We start from the raw sequence: 21,193 nt of genomic DNA on the forward strand, positions 1-21,193 counted from the left end.
TAAATATTTGCAAAAGGTAAACCATCATGACTTATAGGGAATCATCCTCAGTTATCAGGGAATTACAGGCATCTTCACTCCACTCAATTCATCTTCTACAATATATTGAATATAGTCAAAAAAAATCAAAATCACCTTTTAAATAATGACATAGCAAATCCTTATTTCCTGCATAACCGGTTAATTTCTCATTTGAACCGATTACTCTGTGACAAGGAATGACGATACTTAATTTGTTTTTCTCATTTGCACTTCCTACAGCTCTGATAGCTTTTTCATTCCCAATGGAAACGGCGATATCCTTATAGGACCCCGTTTCCGCGTAGGGAATTTCTATTATGCTTCTCTTTCACTTTACTTAGTGCCTCACACCCTTTAGAAATAATTGTAAAGCCTATTGACGTGTAACCATGTATTAGTGTACTATTCTATTAGTACACTAATACATGGTTATTGGAGGTTATATATATATGTTAGCTTTTCAAGGTCTATTGAAAAAGGACTTTGGCATCTCAAAATTTTGGTTTCTTTTATGGCTTATTTTCCTGGCTGTTTTTTTGCTTATACCGTTTGCACTAGAGATTTATTATCATATGCCGCTAAAAATTCTTCCTGTCGCGGTCCTAATGTTAATCGGATTTCACGCGTTTTTCTTACCGGCAATGTTATTGTCTATGCTTCGTTTGGAAGGAAAGACACAATTGTGGCTGTATAATCCGCAAAACAGTAAAGCACTATTTTTATCAAAAATGGCTGTTTGCTCTATTTATCAACTGATTGCTCAAGTGTTTTTAACAGGAGTCGGCTTAATTATTTATCAATTTTATAAAAATCATATCTATATTGAAGCGGCTGATTTGTTTATGGGAATTACAGTATTCAATGTCGGTTTACTGTTGTTCGGTTTATATGTTTCTTGTTGGGCCATTTTCTATTGGACTGTTTACCATTCCTTAGGGAAATTTCCAGCGGTTAAAAATTGGCGCTGGCTTGTTCTTCTTCTTCTATTTTTTGTTTTTAATACCATTACAGCCCTTTTGGCTAAGATTGAATTCTTAAAAGAAATAGTGAACAAATGGAAAATTCCTATATTGATGAATGTAAATGGTGATTACAAACGAGAAGGATGGGAAATCTATTTGAATTCCACGGATATTCCAGTGGTGGGACTTGTTATTTATGTAATCGTAGCGTTCAGCTTATTCCTTATTTCTTGTTGGTTACTCGACAGAAAAGTTGAGGTGTAACAGGCATGACAAAAGATTTTCAAACATCTAAACCTATATATATCCAAATAGCTGATCATCTATCATCCCAAATTGTAAGAGGCGAAATGAGGGCAGGAGAAAAACTGCCATCTGTCCGTGAAATGGCCATTAATTCAGGTGTCAACCCTAATACAATCCAAAGAACCTATAGTGAGATGGAGAGGATGGGAATCGTGGAAACAAAGCGGGGACAGGGGACATTTGTCACAGAAAATGAACAAGTATTAAAAGAGTTAAAAATTTGTCTACAAACCGATATTATTGATGCCTTTGTACAAAACATGAAAGAGCTGGGTTTTTCACAAGAGGAAATGGTGGAAGGCTTAGAGCAGTACTTTAGGAGGGATCAAGAGTGACCGTTAAACTACTTAATGTTTCGAAACGGTATGGGAAAGATTTTTCATTAAAAAATGTATCCCTTACATTTGAAACAGGGAAAATTTATGGGTTGTTAGGACCGAATGGCAGTGGAAAGTCGACGACATTAAAAATGATTGCAGGCCTGGTCTATCCTAACAATGGAACAGTTGAAGTGGACGCTGAAGAGGTGACAAGAAAAATTTGTAAGAAAGTGGCTTATTTAACGGAACTCGATATGTTTTATCCATCCTTTACTGTGGGTAATATGATTGAATTTTATGCTTCTCAATTTTCCGATTTTGATATGGAGAAAGCTGAAAATCTTTTAATCGATATGAAACTCGATCGGGCAAAAAAAATTAAGCAATTGTCTAAGGGAAATCGCGGCAGATTAAAATTAGTTTTAGCATTATCAAGGAAAACACAGGTTTTACTATTAGATGAACCATTCTCTGGACTTGATCCAATGGTTCGCGATTCTATTGTGAAAAGTTTATTATCATACATTAATTTTGACGAGCAAACCGTTATTATTGCCACACATGAAATCGATGAAATTGAACCACTTTTAGATGAAGTGATTGTGATTTTTCAAGGGGATATTATCGGCCAGAAAAATGTCGAAACCCTTAGGGAAGAAGAAGGGTTATCCGTTCTGGAATGGTTTAAATCCACGATGGTACAAATGGAGGGGAATTGAATGAGTAGTCCAGTTTTAGAATTGAAGAAAGTTTCAAAGGTAATTAAAGGGAAAAAGATCATTGATGATTTAAGCTTCGCCATTGAAGAAGGAGAAGTATTTGGCTTTTTAGGGCCAAATGGTGCAGGGAAAACAACGACCATCCGCATGATGGTAGGCTTAATGGGGATCACTTCCGGTGAAATTTTGATTTGCGGTAAGAGTGTGGAAAAAGAATTTGAGGAAGCAATTAGGAATATTGGTGGGATTGTTGAAAATCCCGAGTTATATAAATTCCTAACCGGGTATCAAAATTTGATGCAATATGCCCGAATGGTAAAGGGAGTTTCTAAGCAAAAAATAGAGGAAGTTGTAGAGTTTGTCGGCTTAAAGGATCGGATTCACGATAAAGTGAAAACCTACTCCCTTGGAATGAGACAGCGTTTAGGGTTAGCTCAAAGTCTGCTCCATGATCCAAAGGTGATGATTCTGGATGAACCAACTAATGGCCTTGACCCAGCCGGGATTAGAGAGATTCGTGATCATTTGAAAAAATTAACGAAAGAAAAAGGGATGTCCGTTATCGTCTCCAGTCATCTATTGTCTGAAATGGAAATGATGTGTGACCGAATTGCGATTATTCAAAATGGAAAGCTCATTGATATTCAAAAGGTCCATGATACGCAGGAAAGTAAACAGAAATATTTCTTTGAAGTGGATATAAAAAATATCGCGATCCTTAAGAGTCAAGGTATTTCGTATGAAAAAGTGGACAATGGGATCGCCATAGAGATGGAAAAAGACGAGGTACCAAATATGATTCAATTGTTAATCGAAAAAGGGATCCGCATTTTTGAAGTAAAACCAATTGCTAAATCGTTAGAAGATCGTTTCTTAGAAGTCACAACACAGGGGGAAAAGCTTCATGCCTAAACTCATTGTTAATGAATGGATCAAAATTTTTAAACGTCCAGGCACTTTTGTAATGATTGGTTTGCTGGTTCTTAGTGTCATTGCTACAGGGGTTCTAACCAAGGTATATAGCAATAACAAACAAACTGCTAATCATCAGTGGGAACAACAGGTAAAGCAAGAAATTAAGGAGTATCAAAAACAAATAAAGGAACTTCCGTCCACATCCGTAAATGTTAAAAAAGATTTAGAAAGAAAAGTTGCAATTGATCAATACCGTTTGGACCATAAAATCCCTCCAACCAAAGAGACAACAGGGTGGACATTTATCAAAGACAGCTCTGCTCTTATTTCGTTTGCAGGTTTATTTACAATAATTATTGCTGCTGGTATTGTCGCAAGTGAATTTAGTTGGGGAACGGTCAAGCTACTGTTAATTCGACCTATAAAAAGATATAAAATACTATTATCTAAATATATGACGGTTATCTTATTTGACCTTTTTATGTTGGCAATTTTATTTGCTAGTGCCGCTATTTTAGGGTTTGCTTTATTTGGAACAGGCGATGGCAATAATGTGCATCTTGCCTATTCAAATGGCAGTGTAGTGGAACAAAATATGTTCCTTTACTTAATAAAAACTTATTTATTGGCGTCCATTGATGTTATCATGATTACCACAATGGCATTTATGATATCCGCTGTATTTAGAAACAGTTCTATGGCGACTGGATTATCCATTTTCCTTTTATTTATGGGAGGAACGATCACGTCTCTGATCGCATCCCGGTATGATTGGGCAAAATATATTTTATTTGCCAACACAGACTTAACCCAATATTTTGATGGTGTCCCATTAGTCAAAGGTATGACGGTAGGATTCTCGGTTATCATGTTGTTAATTTACTTTTTCGTCTTTCAGCTATTGGCTTTTAGGGTTTTTACCAAGAGGGATGTAGCTGCGTAAACAGAAAAGTCATTTGGAGGAGCATTCATATAGAAATGCTCCTCATTTGTATATCACTTACGTTCACTTCAGCCTTCGATTATCTGTAAATGTTAAAATAAATACCGCCTCTATTTATGGTAAGGTTCCCCACTATTAATGCTAAATTACTTCCTCAACAATCTGGCCCGATTGTGGAACTATAGGTATTTTCCCAGATAGCCCCTCAACCCTCGAATCGTTTCCAACACCCTCTTAACCTTTTTTCTATCTATCATGCCATTTTTGGACTTACCTCCAATACATTAATAGCTGCTATTATAGCAATAACACTCTCAAGTTCCACAAAAATAAGCGTTAATTCGTAAAATAAGCGTTAAGCCTTCTTGGATCAGTCGAGTAGAAAGGAACCTCTCCACCTTACGGTAGATTGTGTTCCTCCCCCTCACAGAACCGTGCTTGCGCTATTAACGCACACGGCTCCTCCTAGTTACCATTCACAAAACCTTGCTAATCTCTTAGGATCAGATTTTGCTATTCTGCTATCCTTACTAGTTTTGTCTCCATTTATTATTCCTACCTCTGTGTGTAGTAAATGTGTCCCTAGCAAGGGCGAAAACTGGTAGCCAGCCTTTCCTCCATCGGCATTACCCAACTTCATTGGTACTACGCTGCTATCCGACTCCCTAACATCGGCATTTGGTTTCCTTGCTTTTTATCGCTTGTACACCATACTCTTCTAACAAGAAAAGGCCGGTAGGGTCTCCCGAGTTGCCGTATCATATCAATGTATAACGTGCCAAGGTCTCTGACTCCAGAGAGGTTTTACCCTTCTTGCCTTTAACGAAAGATAAAATGTAGCTTTCTGCTGTGCGTAAGGCATCAGCCCTCTCGATTTACTAACATTATGGAGCTCAATCCCTTCAACCATTTGACTTTCGGCCCGCCACCTAACTGTCTACGCTTAAAGACTAAAGTTACCTTTAGCCCTCCAAGACTCGCTACGAGCGAATGGCTAGTTCTTACTCGACGGGAATCCCACCCGCTATATGATACGACCTAAGCTCGGCCGCACACGCACCCAGTTAGTGTATAAGGAAGATTATTACATCTTGAAAATGCCATTAAAATAATCACGCCAATAATCAACCAACCATTTATTATATTTACGATACATATGTATCAGTTTCGTAACCTCATTAGAATGGATTATACAACCTCTATCGTCATACATATGAAATATTAAATCCTTCTCGGTGCTAATGAAATAAACAGACTGTCCAATTGAAGGTTCTCTACCTTGTTCATAATTTCCAATTCCCTCAAGAATAGCCTTGTAAGTAATAGACTTCACTTGTGAGTACACAATTTTCACATTGTATTCCTGCTTAATTTCAATTGTTTGACCAGCTATTTCATCATAATCCTCATCAAATTCGAACAAAGTTTCTACTTCAATATTATGATCTTTTACTAATTGATACACATATTCTGGAGTGGTATTTCCAAACATTATATCCTCATTCATTCCCCAATCTTTTATATAAACATAAATATAATCTTCTGGATGGAACACTTCTTCAAACAATGTAATAACTCTTGTAACAACTTGATTGATTCTTTCATCCGTTCCATTTTCAAAGGGCTCACCTAGTTCAAACCTTAGATGTACATCGCTTGTTAGATTAGGAAAATTTCTTTGTATGTACTTAAATATTCGATCCTTCATTGGGGTTACTCCTTAAAAAATTATTTCTTGCCTATTTAAATTCGATACAGGTGTCTATGTTTCCTTGTTCAGCTAACCTGCTTCGTTACTTGAACAAGTAATAGCAATCCTTCGTTATTGAAGCATCGCCCCCGTTAAATCTATTAATAAGATAATGTCACCTTTCTGCCCAATTCTTAAAAATCTCAAGTAATTCCTCTAAATTTGTTGGTCCACCTGCACCAATAAAACGTCGATTTTCATCTTCATTTTCATCTTCAAAGATAACCTTACATTGAACCCAATCGTGTTCAGTACGTTCGATATTAACTTCTTCAAACACCTTGCTTTCCAGGTCTGTCTCATCCAAATCAATTTTTACATACCAACCAGGATTATCAAGGGTAGTAATACTAATACCATTAATATCTTGCCAGCCACTCCATTCATCGAAGTCACACTGTTTCGAGTACCAATTTTGAATCCAATTAATAATATTAATCTATCTCACCTACTTTGGTATTTATTTTATCCACAAAAGGAGTATCTTTTCCTTTTCCTATTAAACTATCCTGCCCTTTAGTTGAATAACAAAAAAAGGGCAGCTGCCGCAACTCCGTCTTCTGCTCAAGCCCCCGTTAGCTCAATAAGAAATTTATATGACTGAAGTCCGTTCCAAATCAAAAATATTGATTTGATTTTCATCAAATAGTTCTTCTAAAGCCTTTAATCCGTTTTTATCCGCATAATTTTTTTCTTCTTCTGAAATTGGAATAGCCATTAACCAAGCCACTTGCTTCTTCTCAAATTTAATTGTTTTCAACTTATTTTCCCAAAGAAAAGGAGAAAGGAATAAAATATGCTTCATATGTCTATCTGGGAGATACATTTCAATTACGCCCTTAAAGATAGTTCCTAATGAACATTCAAATTTAGAATTGATAATATTGGGAAAACATTCAAAATCACTTGCACCCACCAATTCAGCTCGTAATGGTATCCTGTTACCCTCGTATCCAATTGAGAAATCAGATAGACCAAGGGTAGCATATGATAAAATACCTTCAAAATTTCTATCTTCACAAGAAAGAATATCGACTGAACTTATATTGTTATCATCCCAATATTTAAAAACTTTGGGCTTTCCTTCAAATGCATTAAGTGCTGTCCTAGCAATAACCTTATTTTCTTCTGATACAGTCATTAAAACTTCCCCAATTCTTTTTTACATTAAATATATCATTAGTGCTTATTTAACTCCCTCAGTTTAATACGATTTTCTCCCGAATACTCGCTTATTCGCAGGATTTCATACCCCTTTAATTAGGTTTAACGGATAAATGAAATGATTTCAGATCATTATGGCTACGTGAAGGCATAGTGAAATAATGGAGTATACCATCACTCCACATTTTACCATATGATGTACATTCTCCACGCCGCCCCTGGAGGCTTTCCCTCCCATGTCTCAACGGGTCATTCGCCCTATCATTCCTTCGTCATGCCTATTCCAAGGGGTGGAGGCCAGTTATGCTAAACTAATGGGTCAGTGCCCTTATGTGTAAGAAATCTGGTACTCCGTACATTTTTGAAATCCTACGAATAAGCCAACATTCGGTCAAAACAGTTTGTTATTTCTTAAGTTTTCATCCAAAAAGAGGACGATAATTTTATATTTTTAAGTTATTAAGCCGCAATAGGCAATAATGGTTGGAGTTTATCAGGACAATAAGATTCATTACGTCGAGAAATACCCACAAAAATTCTAGCTAACTTGCCCACTAACTTCATTATTGATTTCATTTTCTTCATTTTCTTAACTTTAACATTATGAGTGTGTAATGCTTTAAATTCTGGGTTGTTCGCTACTAGACTCATAGTTGCTAAGAAGAGAAAACGCCGTAGTCTCGACCTTCCACGCTTTGAAATGACAATTTGTCCTTTCCACTTACCTGAACTTGCTTCGGCTAAGTGTAATCCTGCATGTCGAAGTAGAGAATTACCATGAGAAAAGTTACTTAGATCTCCAGCCTCGCCTAATATGCCAGCTAAAGAAATTTCACTAATTCCTTTTATGGTAAGTAACTTCTTGGCGAATGGAATCATATTTAATACTTCGACCAGTTGTTTTTCAACTTTTTCGAGTTGTGTTACAGCTAAATCATATTCTTCTAATAGTTGCTCAAGGTGAAATTTATACGCATCAAGGGCTTGTCTTGTACCAACGGATTTCCTAGCTACTTGGAGGAGTAATATAGCCTTTTTTAGTCCAGGCTGCCTCTTCATAATTGATTTCCAACCTACAATAACGTCGTGAGGTTGAAGTTTTTCTAATTCCACCGGGGATGGGAATAAACGTAGAGTTGCGATTGCCCCTTTACCTTTAATATCTTTAAATACCTGTCTCAATTCTGGAAAAACAATATCAACCCAACGATTTAATTGATTAATAGAACTAACGAGGCGTTTAACTACTACATCACGGTTTGACATAAGAACTCTTAGTTTTTCGAATGATTCTGATGCGTACCTAACTTCAGAGTAGTAACCGTTCTTCACCATATCAGCGATAACTAGTGCGTCCTTTTTATCGCTTTTTGATTGAGTATTATCACGGTTTTCTTTATTCCTTTTTACTAAATGAGGGTTTACTGTTACGACTTCTATATTTTGTTTAGATAGCCATTTTGAAAGATTGATCCAGTAATGTCCAGTTGGTTCCATCCCAACTATAGCTTCATCTAGGTTGTTTAATCTTTGTAGATTTTTCATCCATTTTAGTAAACTAGCAAATCCCTCTTCATTATTTTTAAATATAAGTGGATCTCCAATCACTATTCCACGGAAATTAACAGCTCGAGCTACATGTAATTGTTGAGCAATATCCACACCGACAATAAGATGTTTAACGGAAATTCTTTCTATTAGTTGATTTTGTTTGTTTTGCATTTTAAACTTCATAGTAGGGTTCCTCCTATAGGTGTGAGTTAGAGTGGTGTCTATACTCATATCTTACTGAGGAGCCCTATTTTTTTCAAAGTCGAAAAATAACGATCTACAGGAATGCTAAACTGCCACGTAAGTTGAACAAGGAAAGAAGCAATTTAAAAAAATGATTTCTATTTAAATAGTACCTAAATTACATTTAATAAATTTAACCTTAACCCGAAATCAAAATGTAATTTTTCTGTCACCGTAATACAGTTGTTGTTAAGAATGTGAAAGTATAAACTTTACTTACTATTTGAGGAGTGATTAAGCTGAAAACAGTAACCGTGGATGAACTAAAATTCAAGAAAAAATTATCTATGATTGAGCAATTTACACTCAAAGATTTCCTATTTAAATGGGTTGGTAGACCACCAGAAGGATTAGATGATTTTCTACCACTTGAGTACATAGAAAGTGTCTTTCCGAGGATGGAGGCAAAACAGGTAACAACCTTACTCATTAATGGGGATGAACATTTCAGATATGCGACAATAACAGAAGAAAATCAAATTGTTATTGGTGTTTTAGATTCGAATAAAGAGTTAAAGCATAGAATCATTTCTCTGGATGAGGTTTTAATAGGTAAGCACTTGTAAGGTGCTTACCTATTAACTTTTCTCTGCCCAATTTGTATACTTCCCCATAAAGTTTTTACTTAATTCTTCAGTTTAATTATTAAGGCTTCTTCATCATCCTCCTCCATTAGTCATAATGAACGAAACGGCTCCCATCGCTTAACGTAGGTTGCACTTGGTCATAATGTTACTACCCAAAAATAAAACCAAGTGTAGAGCTACACACGAAAAGGAGCCGTATATTATGAAGGATGTACAAAAATATGTTGGTTTAGACGTATCTAAAAATGCAATTGCTGTTTCAATTGCTGATCCTGGTCGAAGTGAACCTAGATTTCATGGAACTATTCAAAATAAACCAGAAGAAATTCGCAAGTTAATGAAAAAATTAGGAAATCCTGAAAACCTACTTGTGTGTTATGAAGCAGGATCTACAGGTTATGGAATTTACCGGTTACTTCTATCAATGGACATTGAATGTATGGTTGTAGCACCCTCTCTTATTCCTAAACGTTCTGGAGACCGTGTCAAAACAGATAAAAGAATTGAAGTTCAAATCCATGAAGAAGCACTTCAAAGTGAACACGCCCCTGTTATTCAAGCACTACAAACATTAAGAGGGGTTGCAGAAGTAACTGCCGTTACCTTGGTAGCTGAAATTGGACAGTTTTCTCGTTTTTCTAACCCAAGACAATTGATGTCATATGCTGGACTTGTTCCTAAAGAATACTCTAGTGGATCAAGTCGTTGGCAAGGTTCAATTACGAAAACGGGAAACTCTCAAATCCGTCGTTCGATAGTAGAAGTTTGTTGGTCTTATCGGCATCGACCATCTCTTAAAGGTGAATTGCTTAAACGCCAAGAAGGTCAAAATAAAGAGGCAAAACGTATTGCTTGGAATGCTCAACACCGTCTTCATATGAAATATCACCGTATCTCTGCTAAAGGAAAAGGTGGAAAAATAGCTGTTGTAGCTGTCGCAAGAGAATTACTTGGCTTTATTTGGGCTATCGGTTGCGCTATTGAGGATAAACAAATAAGTGAATTAAAAGTTTCTTAACTAGATTGAAGATGTAATTCGTAATTTCTATATTCTATATTTATGATTAGTTTTAAGATTGAAGATTTGGTACGAAGGCAAATCCCCGTGAAGGAGAACCCTCATGTTGAACTATGCACTAGGTCTATGAACCGAATGTGCGCCGTTAGTCCGAGGCAGCTCCGTGACGGATGGAGTGAAATGTGGTACCCAACCCACGCATATCAGTTTGTATACCACCGTCAGCGTTTTTGCCTTCGTGCCAAGTTTTTAAGGTTATCCTGTTCAACTTTCTGCATTGTATCCATTTCGGATTTAGCTTATCAAGGGAAAGTACGCCCTTGACAAGCTAAATCCGAAAGGATATTTGGTCAATAAGTTGAACAAGGGATAACTCTATTCATACTGAATAAAACACCATTTAAAAACATTTGGGTGTGGTGGGTTGACAGTTTCGTTCATATCAGTTCAATAAGAGAAAGCCTCCAAGAAATAGCAGCTGGGTCTTCAAGTATTGCTACCCATTAATTTAAGTATAATCCTTCACAAACTAACAAATCGGCTGAATAAAAAATGGCATTACCCCATTATGGAAGTAATGCCCCTAGTTAGTGAAATAGTCTTTTTTAAATATTGGTAAATGTATGCCCTTCACTCTCTAAAACCAACCTTGCTTTTTCTATATAATGACTTTTAACAAGCAAGTAATCAGTATTAAAAGTAGAGATAGCAAAAATGCTAATTTTATTTTCTGCTAATGGATTAGCTAAAGAAGCTAATATACCTGTTAATCCGAAGTCTAAAATACCTTCTACTTTAATACATTTCCAATCATTTTCAACTTCCATAAATTCTTGGTTAAACGGTAAACATTCAGAAGGACATACAATTGAAAGCTCCTCGTTTGTTCGGGTAATAGAAAATACATCACATTTAGTTGCCCACAATGGCATTGTTTCAGTTGGGGGAATTTTAACAATAGAAAAAGTTGAATTTAAAATTTTTAAATTCATTTTGTCATCACTCCATTTCTTTGTATATGTTTTAACAGTGCTTATATTATTTTGGAATTACATTGCATCTTTGTCTCCAACCAATTGGATGAAATCCAAACCAACCAAGTGTTATATGTTCATTTGATTCTCTTCCAAATATGTTTATAAAAAATTGTAAAAACAATAGCCAAATAAATAAATAATTCATTTGAACCCTTTTTGCTCATTCCTTGTTAAACTAACCTGCCAGTTTGTTGAATAAGAAATGGGGTTGCCGCAGCAACCCCACTGTTCAACTCAAATATCCGTTAACTGAAGAAGGGACGACTATGCCCCATGTTGAATAATTCAAACAAAATATTTCTCCATTGGGTCCCAATAAAATTTATACCACCCAGTATCAATCATATCTTTCATTTCTTCGGGATAGCCTGTATGGTTAAAAACAAGTATTGTCCCAGATCCTTGTTCCTTGAGTTCGTATTTGACAATCGAATAATCATGTTCCTCCCAATTCGCGCCACGCCAAGCTTGAACGATTATTTTGTCTGGTACTAGCTCGATATTACGTCCTGTAACCCCTCCGCCGAAACACGAGAAAAAACCGCCTACTTCGTTATTTATCTCAGCAGGTGCTCCGCTCATCTTGCTAAATTCCTCGGCATTCGTTAAAGTCTCGTAAACACGTTCTGGACTAGCATTTAACTTGATTTCGTGATGAATAACTGACATTCTTGAATCCTCCTTAAAAAATATCGAAGTTTGACGGTCTTAACATACCCTGATTACTAATGAGATATAACGAAAGCTAAGTATTTTTTCGCATACCACTGGCGTTCCACAATTAGGATCTGGATTCTGTTGCACATACCTGCTTCGTTAGTTGCATAAGAAAAAAAGATCGCCGGCAGTAGTCCTATCTTAAACTCTAGCACCCTATAGTTGAATAAGAAAATAGCGAAAACAAGCTTATTATGAGTTAAATAAAATAATAAATAAAATATCAATTACCACGGTAAGAATTAAAGAAATAAGCTTACTCCACCATTTTTCTTTAGAGAATATAAAGATTACAGCAGCAATCGTAAAAAACAACCACTTTGATGCAATTACACTAAAGTGGAATGTATTGGGTAAGATAACAGTAGTTGAATAAAGCACTACTGCTAAAATTAATGAATTAATGATAATCCTTAACGCCACCAAAAAAATCACACTACCTTTGTTGTTGAACTCAAGCACCCGATAGTTGAATAAGTACGTTATAATTTCTCGATAGAAAATTCTAAATCAGTAAAGTCAGTTTCAAAACCATAATCATTGCATTTATAAATTAAAACACCATCTTCTTTTTCATCAATTAACATTCCCGATGTATAACCTTGTGACTGCATTCCTTTCCCTTTATCCCAAATATTATAAACGCTTAAATTACCGTCTCTACTAAAGCATTTACAAATAACTTCTTTTGGTGCGGTATCTTCCCAAAGCGTAACACTTGGAAATATTTCTTCACTTAATTCTGGGATTACAATTCCTTTGTCTGTTCGCAACCATAAACCTTGTCTATGAGGTGTACCTTTACTAATGAATTTTACTCTTATTAGTTGTCCATCCATTATGTTTTGTACATCCCAAAGGATTACATTATCCAAGCCTTTCTCAGCAAACGCTTCGTTATATAATCTTGTTTGACCTATTTCCATAATTTCCTCACTTTTAACGTTTTTATATTAAATATATCATCTGTGCTTATTGAACTAAACTGCCACTTTAGTTGAATAACAAAAAAGCCACCAATTATGGCAGCTGGATCTTCAAACAGTCGAGTAGAAGGGAGCCTTTTTACCTTGCGGTAAATTGAACTCCACCTCCCTCACAGAACCGTGCTTGCACTATTAATGCACACGGCTCCTCCTAATTATCATTTACAGAATGTAGCTAATTTCTTTTCTTAAATCATATATATTCACTTTTATTCTTGGTGAAGGTAGTGGATATTTATTAAGAAAGAGTCTGAATTTATCCCATGTAAAGGATTTCCTTTGACTTCTTCGGTTAAGCCATTTAAACAGTAACCTTTCTATTTTGTCTTTGAAGTTGTTTACATTTTGGGTATTATCAGTGACGCAATAATAGTTGTAATAACCTATCAGTGATCGTTTAAATCGATCCATAATAATATGAATATCTTTATTTCGATTACTCTTCAGCCATTCTTTCGTTTCTTTTAGTTTGCCTTGGACTTTCTTCCTGCTTGATTTCCTTTTCACACGGAAGTTTCCTTGTTTGCTCTTCCCACAATAGTGCGTAAAACCAAGGAAACCAAAGGTTGCTGGTTTATTTCTCCCCTGTAGATTTGTATTTCTCTCCGCAAACCTCCCGAAGGGAATGATTTTGGTCTTATCCTCAGCTATTTCCAGGATAAATTCCTTTAATCATAACTTTAATGAATGGAAGAATTGCTCAGCTTCACTTTTATATTGAAAACAACAAACAAAATCATCCGCATACCTCACTATGTATGCCTGTCCTTTGCACTGTTTCCTAACCCTTTTCTCAAACCATAGGTCGAGTACGTAATGGAGATATACATTGGCTTTCGGCCCGCCGTCGGGTAGAAAACAGGCGCGCGCAGTTGTTTAAAACCCACGTTTCCAGTAGCCCCCCTACGATCCCGGACGGTCGAATTTCCCGAGTCCGGTTCTGACCTTGGATTAATCACCTACAACGCCTTCCCAATTAACCGTAGGTTTAAATGTCGGTACACATATTCCCCCATCAGTTAACGGTTTACCTGTAAGCTAGTTAGAATATTGATATTAGCTCTGAGTCTTTATCTTTTCTAACATTCCAAGTGCCCAGAGGTCCTTCGCTTTATCATAGGTGTTACCTAGATAAAAGTGTAATTTCCTTACACTTAGAAAGGCATTACCCTCCCCTCTTAGCTACTACGACCTCATGCGCCAGTCCTAAATCATCTTGCCATCTTCTATTGTGCCTCATATATGACAAGTCTTTATTGATTAGTACCTTCTCAATTTGAAGTAGGACCTTCCCGTCGTTATCTCTAAGAATCTTTCCACAGATGCCAGAACCCGTACCCCGGCTGCTCTTACGGTGCTATTGACCGTTTCTTCCCGTAAGACATCGGTCTTCCCTCGTTAGATAAAGGTCGACGCAAGGCAAATTATCCCTCCAACAGTTTCTTTGAGGGGCGTAGATTTCGGGATTGCAGTATTCGTTAAATCCTTCTGGCCTCCGTGTTTGCTCGCCACACAGACTGTTCCGACCTTATTCCCTCTGTGTAGAATAGGCCGCCGTGACTTTTACTTCCAAGCAGAACGCAGTTCGTTACCTCCCCACGCATTGGATATGCTAGTCATCCGAATCGGTCAATTGATGACAGGAGACTTTCACTCCATAAGATTCTCAGCCTTGACGGCTGCTCCACCTAACTGTCTACGCTTAAAGACTAAAGTTACCTTTAGCCCTCCAAGACTCGCTACGAGCGAATGGCTAGTTCTTACTCGACGGGAATTCCACCCGCTATATGATACGACCTATGCTCGGCCGCACACGCACCCGGTAGTGAAAGAACATTATTTGTGTGGTAAGGGTTTTTCAGGGCGATTAGGACAGTATGTAAAATCAGGATCACTGCATTTGGATTCAGTCCAGTTATTACATTGAGGACAAAAATAAGCATCAAAATCTTCATAGTATATTAAATTACATTTGCAATCAGAACAGCTTTGGTTTTGGTCAATGTGACCATAAAATTCAAAGTCACTAATTATTAACTTGTCGTCATCCTTCACTTCAATTTTCATAAATTAGTCCCCATCTTTTATTAAGGCTGTTTTCGTAAAGTTTGTTGTTTTCAAGTGGTCTTGATTTGCAAGATGCACATACAGCTCAAAAATATTTAGTTTCGATTAACTAATTCAAAATTTCATTTAGAGGATTAGCAATATCTACCAAAAAAATCCTATACTAAATCGCCTATCAAAAGTTTTATAATTTGAAATTTCCACATAATATTTCGAAACTTTTGTAGAGAGTTCTAGTTTTATTGCGAATGGACGCAAATCTTTTTGTAATTGTCTAATACAAAAAAATAGATTGCCTCCTTTTTCAATAGAATTTTTACAGGACAACAAAACATTTCTTTCCTGTTCCAATGTGTTCGGGTCTAAAACCAAATCATATATGTCATTCAAAACCTTTTGCTCATCTATTTTCAGCTTGTTTTTTGCTGACATTTGCCTTCCTCCTTCTTGCATCTAAAATCCAAAACAACTCGATGATAGTCCAACATACAATATTTGTTATGATTAAGAATAAAGTAATTGCACTTATTTAATCTGAAAACTAAAGTTTGGTCCTCCAAACGGTGCTGATACCACCACATTAGCTACAACATTGACTGTGTATGAACTATATTTACTTCTCTTTTTGAATTAGGCTATTATAAATTTTCTTACTTTACATTTATGCACTTTTAAACATCTCAACCGTTGAATGATTTGATTTTTCACAAGCAGAAATAAGCATTTGTTCAACTCTTTTTTCAAATGCTAAATTTTTACCTAATTCGAGCCAACGGAACCAATTAAAACACCCGTTAGCCATCCATGAAGCGCAAAAATCAGCGCTTCACCACAGAGAATGAAAATGGGTCAGGCAGTCTATATTGTTTTAATGCTGGCGAAGAAGGTCTTTGAACTATGGTGCCTTTGAGCCCACCCGTTAGTCTGACTCCAACGACCACGGTGTACCACCGACTGTCGCGCCCTTTAGGGGTAGCACTCATGGGAGATTAATCCTTTTTCTGGTTGTTGCGCCAGCTTTACCTGATTTTATTTTAAGTAGAAAGGTATTACTATTCGTTTTACCAGCCAACCTTATATCGTTCCTTCATGAGGCTCAGCCTTTTTTTAAAAACTGGTTTTTCTGGGTCTGTTTTTTCATGCCCTTTTTCATTTTTTATTTTCATGGGAGTTGAATAAAACAATGCTGTTGAAACAGCCTTGTTAAGGAAATAATACGTAGATTATTGTCTAATTATCTACCCGTTTATATCATTACTGGTTCTTTCAAAACATAAATTAACTGTGCGTTCATTTGAACGAGTTCGATGCATTGTATTAGCTGGAATTGTAAATATTTCACCTGGTTTAAGAGATACTGTTTCATTGTTTTCTAAGTCTATAAATAGTTCACCTTCTAATACATAAAATAATTCATCGCAATCCTCGTGTTTATGCCAGTGAAATTCCCCATTTATAACGGCTATTCTAAGAGCGTGGTCATTAACTTCGCTTACGATAAAATTAGTATAATCCGTTTGGTCTTGGATTAATTTATGTAGATTAAAAACTTCTAATTGTCTTTTTTTCATACTGTTTCCCCTTTAGAAATTTTATTCTTAATTAGACTAAATTCGACAATAATTTGAAATAGTCCTTCTTCAACTATCCTGCCACGTTAGTTAAATAACAATAATTAAAATGACTGCCGAAACAGTCCCCCGTTGTAAAGCTAAAGCCCCCGTTCGTTTAGTTTAAGTAAATTTCTTCACAAGTGCCTTTTTTCTGCAACAAAACTTATTTAATTTTTAGTATAATAACTTTAATTAATTTAATTATTTAAAGAGGTTTATAATAAAAGGTGGAAAGTGAGAGATTGTTTTGAATCCTGTGAAGGAAAAGATTAGTCAAGCATTTGATAACGTCAATGACGATTATTCCCCAATTGTTGAACAAGCTAGAAGGTATCTAAAATATGCGTCTTTGATCGATTTAGATGAATCATTTAAAATGGGTCATCAACCTTGGGAAGGTCCATATAGTTTCGCCGTGACTTTATATCAACCTGCGAAAAAAAGTTGGCTTGGAAAGTGGATTCCGAAGGAATATCAGAACTTCCTCTTGACATTTAACGGTTGTTTCATTCACGGTTTCTGTCTCTATGGATTGCCACCCTCAATGCAAAGAAAAACACCATTGATGAACCGTAAGGTTCTAGAATGTCTCAGCTTGCAAGAAGCAAACTTGTCCTGGATTCACGGATATAATGTGGATAAAAACGAGTGTTTTCATTTTGGGGGGAGAACTTATACATACGAAGAGAATGTTGGCTATTTCATTCGAAACAAAACGAACATCATATGTGCAAGAAATAACGGTGAAATCATTGGAGAATGGAACGATTTCACAACCTTTCTTCAAGATGAGCTTGAAGTGGTAGAAGCGATGATGAGAGAAAAAACACCAGAAGACTGGTGGAGTTAAAATCGTTTTTCTTTAATGTGTTTGAATAAAGAACGAATTAAAAGAATAGTGTGCCGATTGGCACACTATTCAATTATCCCGACCGTATTGCGAATTATGAAAAAAGGCTGCTATAGCAACCATGCTGTTCAATTAAAGCCCCCGTTTGTTTAATAAGGTTGATTTGAACTTATTTCGTATTTCTTTTGAAACACTTTAAATTGTTGTTCATACTTCTGTAGCTTTTCAATATCTATAGATGAATTAAGAATGGCTTTCGCTTCCCAATAACCATAATATCTTTGCCATCTATCGGGTCATTCAGTTTAACGAATGGTTGAAAGTATTCGCATTTAGTTTGAGGGAGTACAACTGACAGCCTCGCAAACTCTTCGGTTGGAAATTGATTCGATAGTTCAAGCTCTAATAAATTCTTTAAGTAAGATATAGGCTCTAAGGACTCATCTTTCAGTTTAATATTTGATAACCCCAATATTTTAAGGCTTTGAAGATTTTTAATTGGACTAAGTGTATTAATAATTAAGGTATTCCAAATACCTCCTGACAAATTTAATTCTTCTAAATAACTGCAAGATTCAATCGGGTCTATTTGGTTTAATCGCTTAAAATCTTCAATAGAAAGGTATTTCAAATTAGGATTTTTAGACATATCCCATAATTTTGTTGCTTTGGGATTCCAACAAAGATACAACTTTTCTACGTTTTCAAGCCGTTCTAAAGCCGATAAGTCTTCCACTCTCATTTCATAAATATATAATGTTTTAGGGTTAATGGAGTTAATAATTAAATCAAATTCTTTTTGATTAACAGTGTATATCCACACTGTTTCAATATGTGGTAAGTTACTCAAATGCTGAAGATTTTGAGTCTTGCCTTGTAATGCAATTTCTGTTGGAGCTTCTTTTATGTCTTTCAAATCCTTAACAAATTTTGGTTGCTTTCCTGTAGGAAATAGTAGCATTTCAATCCCCCGTTAAGAAAAAATATTTAAGACGGTTTCGATAATTCAAAAACAGGTATATCTCGGTATTAATTTCAACATCACTCATTTCGTTTCCTTCTTACACTAAACTGCCAGTTAGCACAATAAGAATATGAGTTGCTGCCGCAACTCACTATGATCTTGAATTATTGCCCTGTTTGCAAAATAAACACAATTTCTATCCAATAATTGATTTAGCTCCAATTTTCCAATTCATAAAAAGGTTTATGTCATTTATTGCATCAATTATTCTCCAGTTGAATTTCTGATTTTCTCGAAGTTCTTTTAATACGATTGGTTTAACAATGTGCTTTTCTAACATACCTTTTGTTCTTGCGATATATGCAAATCCTAACACAGCGTTTGCTCTTATTAGTGGATTCTCGTGTTCAGATAACCTGGCACATATGTCCTGTACATACTTCCAGTTTATATGATACTCTCCAACAGAAAGAGGAAGGGTAATAAGTTCATCAATTACATTCCTATTGAGAATATCTCTTATTTGGTCATTAGAAAACTCTTCAAGTGGTTTGTAAATCCGCTTTTTCATCCAAAATAATCAACACCTTAATAATTTCATTACATTAATAAAAATATTCTAGATAATATTAGATATTTCCTTCACCCCTTAACTTACCGTCGAGTTTATCCAATAAGAAAAAGAGTTGCTGCCACAACTCCTTTTTTACTCTTCCACCCTTTGAAGAAGAAACTACTCAATACTTAACTATATTTAGCCATTGACCATCGGGACCAACGGTTATATGAGGAACCTTATTTAATTGAAACATTTTGTAAATGTCCAAATTCTTCTTGGATAATTTACTTAATTGTTCTGATACATCAGTCTCGGAAAAAATCAGATAATCCATTGTAGACCGTAAATAAAATTCATAAATATATCGTTTTTGACTGTCTTTTACATAACCCATATAGCCCATTTCCCTTGGAAAAGTACTTGGTAACTGGAATTTATTAACTTCAATAAAGTCATTTGAAAGTTCATTTAATAGGTCTTGTTCATTTTCAGGAATAATCGCATAGATATAACAATCTTGCTTGTAAATGCTATTGATTATGCTAACAAACTCTTGTTCATCAATTTCTTCATCGAGTAATATTTCCTCTTTTTTCGGAATGCTTCTCAATGCCCAATCACCCCTTTTTTATGATTATACAATTAGACTGGAGATGTTTCCTTCTTCAAGTAACCTGAAACTTTAGTTGAATAACAAAAAAGCCACCAATTATGGCAGCTGGATCTTCAAGCAACTCTACCCTTTAGTTAAAAAAGGTTTCCATTAATATAACCTTCAACAGATTGTAAAAAGCCAGATTCCGCTTTAATGAAAGCATTAATGGTTCCAGTTATTTCGATTTGTAATAGGTCTGACTCATCTTTATTAATTTCAATGTTTCCTCTGAAATCTTGAGAGCCTGATTTTAAACTTAGCTCTCGGATAGCTGTAAAATCCAATCTAACATTTATGGTATTATAGCCTTGTTTTACCCACTTTTCAGGTGGATTATCTGCATAATACGGCATATCAAAAGAGATTGAAACTATTTGTCCCTCATCTTGGACAGAGAATTCTCCAATCCGCACATTTTTTAGTTCTGGTACGTCATTATATAAGTTTTTAAGAAAATGAGTTCTTTCAAGAGCAGAATACCACAAATAATTTCCCACCTTACAACGTAAATTTGGATCGTTTTACCCCCGAATAAAGCCTTTCCTTATTCAACTAATCTGCTTCTGTTAGCTGAAGAAGCAGATTATGTTCTACTTAAACAAAAGATCAATTCTTTTGCGATCATAATCTAATATCCAATCATTAAATTCTTCATAAAGATAACGAATCCCCTCTTTATCGGCTGCTATAATATCGCATCCACGATCGTCATATAAGTGGTAAATTATTTTTTTAGTTAGATTAATAAAATAAATTTCATATCCACTTTCTTGATTATTTTTCAAAATAGTAGATGAATGAGCAAAGTCCTCATAACAAATAGCTTTTAATAGTGGGACATACCTAATAGTGTTTTTTTTGCACTGAAGTATAAATCGATGAATAACCATCTCATCTGGTTCATCTTCGAAGACTAAAAGCTGATGCTGTAATTTGTATAATAGATCTTTATCTTTTATATACTTCTTATAAACATTTAAAGGTTTGGTCTGGAGAAAGTGATTGTTACTTGTAGTGAGCACATCGGTAACCAGCTGAATCTCATCTCTATCATCAAATACCTTTTTAAACAAAGAAATGGAACGTTGAAAAGTTTGTTTCAAATTTTCATTTTTATAGTATGGTATTTTCGGATTTGAGATTTCGAACCTAACGCTATTATTCCAACAATAAAATAAAGGGGGTACTAAAATTAGCCCCTCAAAATTCTCATTTAGAAATGAATATAGATTTCTAATCATTATTC

The 21,193-nt window shown here is 35.5% G+C and carries 24 protein-coding genes and 2 pseudogenes; 8 read left to right on the top strand and 18 right to left on the bottom strand.

The annotated features are described in order from the left end of the window. Nucleotides 1–115: 115 nt before the first annotated feature. Nucleotides 116–331 (bottom strand): annotated as a pseudogene (locus BN1082_RS22390) (methylated-DNA--[protein]-cysteine S-methyltransferase); the annotation flags it as partial. Nucleotides 332–470: 139 nt separating this feature from the next. On the opposite strand from BN1082_RS22390, the gene BN1082_RS22395 reads away from it, so the two are divergent. From BN1082_RS22395 to BN1082_RS22415, 5 genes are read left to right on the top strand one after another with little or no spacing between them, the layout of a single operon-like run. Next, nucleotides 471–1,247, top strand: coding sequence for a hypothetical protein (locus BN1082_RS22395; protein WP_090638600.1), 777 nt, complete (start codon nucleotides 471–473; stop codon nucleotides 1,245–1,247). 5 nt (nucleotides 1,248–1,252) lie between these two features. Further along, nucleotides 1,253–1,624, top strand: a complete 372-nt coding sequence (locus BN1082_RS22400) for a GntR family transcriptional regulator (RefSeq protein ID WP_090638603.1) — start codon at nucleotides 1,253–1,255, stop codon at nucleotides 1,622–1,624. Then, a complete protein-coding gene (locus BN1082_RS22405; RefSeq protein WP_090638605.1) occupies nucleotides 1,621–2,328 on the top strand; it encodes an ABC transporter ATP-binding protein in 708 nt (235 codons plus the stop codon). Before BN1082_RS22400 ends, BN1082_RS22405 begins: the two co-directional genes overlap by 4 nt. After that, a complete protein-coding gene (locus BN1082_RS22410) occupies nucleotides 2,329–3,240 on the top strand; it encodes an ABC transporter ATP-binding protein (protein ID WP_090638608.1) in 912 nt (303 codons plus the stop codon). Further along, nucleotides 3,233–4,186 carry an ABC transporter permease gene (locus BN1082_RS22415; RefSeq protein ID WP_090638610.1) on the top strand — a complete coding sequence of 318 codons (954 nt, stop codon included), beginning with the start codon at nucleotides 3,233–3,235 and terminating at the stop codon, nucleotides 4,184–4,186. Before BN1082_RS22410 ends, BN1082_RS22415 begins: the two co-directional genes overlap by 8 nt. A gap of 1,084 nt (nucleotides 4,187–5,270) precedes the next feature. Here BN1082_RS22415 and BN1082_RS22420 read toward each other — a convergent pair. The 4 genes from BN1082_RS22420 to BN1082_RS22435 all read right to left on the bottom strand — a co-directional run bounded on the left by BN1082_RS22420 (nucleotide 5,271) and on the right by BN1082_RS22435 (nucleotide 8,834). Beyond that, entirely contained in the window at nucleotides 5,271–5,894 is a 624-nt protein-coding gene (locus tag BN1082_RS22420) for a DUF3885 domain-containing protein (RefSeq protein WP_090638613.1), read from the bottom strand. Nucleotides 5,895–6,051: 157 nt separating this feature from the next. Continuing rightward, on the bottom strand, nucleotides 6,052–6,375 hold the full coding sequence (locus BN1082_RS22425; protein WP_090638615.1) for an Imm53 family immunity protein: 324 nt from the start codon (nucleotides 6,373–6,375) through the stop codon (nucleotides 6,052–6,054). A 153-nt stretch (nucleotides 6,376–6,528) separates the two neighbouring features. Next, nucleotides 6,529–7,077 (bottom strand): suppressor of fused domain protein, encoded by a 549-nt coding sequence (locus BN1082_RS22430; protein ID WP_090638617.1) that lies wholly within the window; start codon nucleotides 7,075–7,077, stop codon nucleotides 6,529–6,531. 482 nt (nucleotides 7,078–7,559) lie between these two features. After that, a complete protein-coding gene (locus BN1082_RS22435; RefSeq protein ID WP_090638618.1) occupies nucleotides 7,560–8,834 on the bottom strand; it encodes an IS110 family RNA-guided transposase in 1,275 nt (424 codons plus the stop codon). 290 nt (nucleotides 8,835–9,124) lie between these two features. On the opposite strand from BN1082_RS22435, the gene BN1082_RS22440 reads away from it, so the two are divergent. Together BN1082_RS22440 and BN1082_RS22445 are read left to right on the top strand one after the other, a co-directional pair. Continuing rightward, entirely contained in the window at nucleotides 9,125–9,460 is a 336-nt protein-coding gene (locus BN1082_RS22440) for a hypothetical protein (protein ID WP_141650903.1), read from the top strand. Between the two features lie 223 nt (nucleotides 9,461–9,683). Beyond that, complete coding sequence (locus BN1082_RS22445; RefSeq protein ID WP_090638624.1) at nucleotides 9,684–10,499, top strand: transposase; 816 nt, start codon at nucleotides 9,684–9,686, stop codon at nucleotides 10,497–10,499. 605 nt (nucleotides 10,500–11,104) lie between these two features. Here the strand turns inward: BN1082_RS22445 and BN1082_RS22450 are convergent. The 8 genes and pseudogenes from BN1082_RS22450 to BN1082_RS22485 all read right to left on the bottom strand — a co-directional run bounded on the left by BN1082_RS22450 (nucleotide 11,105) and on the right by BN1082_RS22485 (nucleotide 16,877). After that, nucleotides 11,105–11,491 (bottom strand): ACT domain-containing protein, encoded by a 387-nt coding sequence (locus BN1082_RS22450; protein ID WP_090638627.1) that lies wholly within the window; start codon nucleotides 11,489–11,491, stop codon nucleotides 11,105–11,107. 330 nt (nucleotides 11,492–11,821) lie between these two features. Then, nucleotides 11,822–12,205 (bottom strand): SRPBCC domain-containing protein, encoded by a 384-nt coding sequence (locus BN1082_RS22455; protein WP_090638630.1) that lies wholly within the window; start codon nucleotides 12,203–12,205, stop codon nucleotides 11,822–11,824. A gap of 530 nt (nucleotides 12,206–12,735) precedes the next feature. Beyond that, nucleotides 12,736–13,179 (bottom strand): hypothetical protein, encoded by a 444-nt coding sequence (locus tag BN1082_RS22465; protein ID WP_090638635.1) that lies wholly within the window; start codon nucleotides 13,177–13,179, stop codon nucleotides 12,736–12,738. A 222-nt stretch (nucleotides 13,180–13,401) separates the two neighbouring features. After that, the gene (locus BN1082_RS28320) at nucleotides 13,402–13,746 is read right to left on the bottom strand and encodes a group II intron maturase-specific domain-containing protein (protein WP_245640513.1); all 345 of its coding nucleotides are present in this window, start codon (nucleotides 13,744–13,746) and stop codon (nucleotides 13,402–13,404) included. A gap of 1,329 nt (nucleotides 13,747–15,075) precedes the next feature. After that, on the bottom strand, nucleotides 15,076–15,306 hold the full coding sequence (locus tag BN1082_RS22475; RefSeq protein ID WP_090638637.1) for a hypothetical protein: 231 nt from the start codon (nucleotides 15,304–15,306) through the stop codon (nucleotides 15,076–15,078). 144 nt (nucleotides 15,307–15,450) lie between these two features. Further along, nucleotides 15,451–15,738, bottom strand: coding sequence for a bacteriocin immunity family protein (locus tag BN1082_RS22480; RefSeq protein ID WP_176699899.1), 288 nt, complete (start codon nucleotides 15,736–15,738; stop codon nucleotides 15,451–15,453). 229 nt (nucleotides 15,739–15,967) lie between these two features. After that, nucleotides 15,968–16,087, bottom strand: a pseudogene (locus tag BN1082_RS27105) (IS1595 family transposase); the annotation flags it as partial. Between the two features lie 457 nt (nucleotides 16,088–16,544). Then, the gene (locus BN1082_RS22485; RefSeq protein WP_090638642.1) at nucleotides 16,545–16,877 is read right to left on the bottom strand and encodes a cupin domain-containing protein; all 333 of its coding nucleotides are present in this window, start codon (nucleotides 16,875–16,877) and stop codon (nucleotides 16,545–16,547) included. Nucleotides 16,878–17,175: 298 nt separating this feature from the next. Between BN1082_RS22485 and BN1082_RS22490 the strand changes: the two genes are divergently transcribed. Continuing rightward, complete coding sequence (locus tag BN1082_RS22490) at nucleotides 17,176–17,769, top strand: hypothetical protein (protein WP_176699900.1); 594 nt, start codon at nucleotides 17,176–17,178, stop codon at nucleotides 17,767–17,769. A gap of 232 nt (nucleotides 17,770–18,001) precedes the next feature. Here BN1082_RS22490 and BN1082_RS22495 read toward each other — a convergent pair whose 3' ends face one another. From BN1082_RS22495 to BN1082_RS22515, 5 genes are all read right to left on the bottom strand, one after another. Beyond that, a complete protein-coding gene (locus BN1082_RS22495; RefSeq protein WP_245640514.1) occupies nucleotides 18,002–18,730 on the bottom strand; it encodes a leucine-rich repeat domain-containing protein in 729 nt (242 codons plus the stop codon). A 199-nt stretch (nucleotides 18,731–18,929) separates the two neighbouring features. After that, nucleotides 18,930–19,304: a hypothetical protein gene (locus tag BN1082_RS22500; RefSeq protein ID WP_090638647.1), complete on the bottom strand. Its 375-nt coding sequence runs from the start codon at nucleotides 19,302–19,304 to the stop codon at nucleotides 18,930–18,932. A 166-nt stretch (nucleotides 19,305–19,470) separates the two neighbouring features. Then, nucleotides 19,471–19,902, bottom strand: coding sequence for a hypothetical protein (locus tag BN1082_RS22505; protein WP_090638649.1), 432 nt, complete (start codon nucleotides 19,900–19,902; stop codon nucleotides 19,471–19,473). A 137-nt stretch (nucleotides 19,903–20,039) separates the two neighbouring features. Continuing rightward, nucleotides 20,040–20,432 (bottom strand): Imm50 family immunity protein, encoded by a 393-nt coding sequence (locus tag BN1082_RS22510; RefSeq protein ID WP_090638652.1) that lies wholly within the window; start codon nucleotides 20,430–20,432, stop codon nucleotides 20,040–20,042. 105 nt (nucleotides 20,433–20,537) lie between these two features. Then, complete coding sequence (locus BN1082_RS22515; RefSeq protein WP_090638654.1) at nucleotides 20,538–21,188, bottom strand: DUF3885 domain-containing protein; 651 nt, start codon at nucleotides 21,186–21,188, stop codon at nucleotides 20,538–20,540. Between the last annotated feature and the right edge of the window lie 5 nt (nucleotides 21,189–21,193).

Origin of the sequence: Neobacillus massiliamazoniensis (assembly GCF_001048695.1) — a bacterium.
GTDB lineage: Bacteria > Bacillota > Bacilli > Bacillales > Cytobacillaceae > Neobacillus > Neobacillus massiliamazoniensis.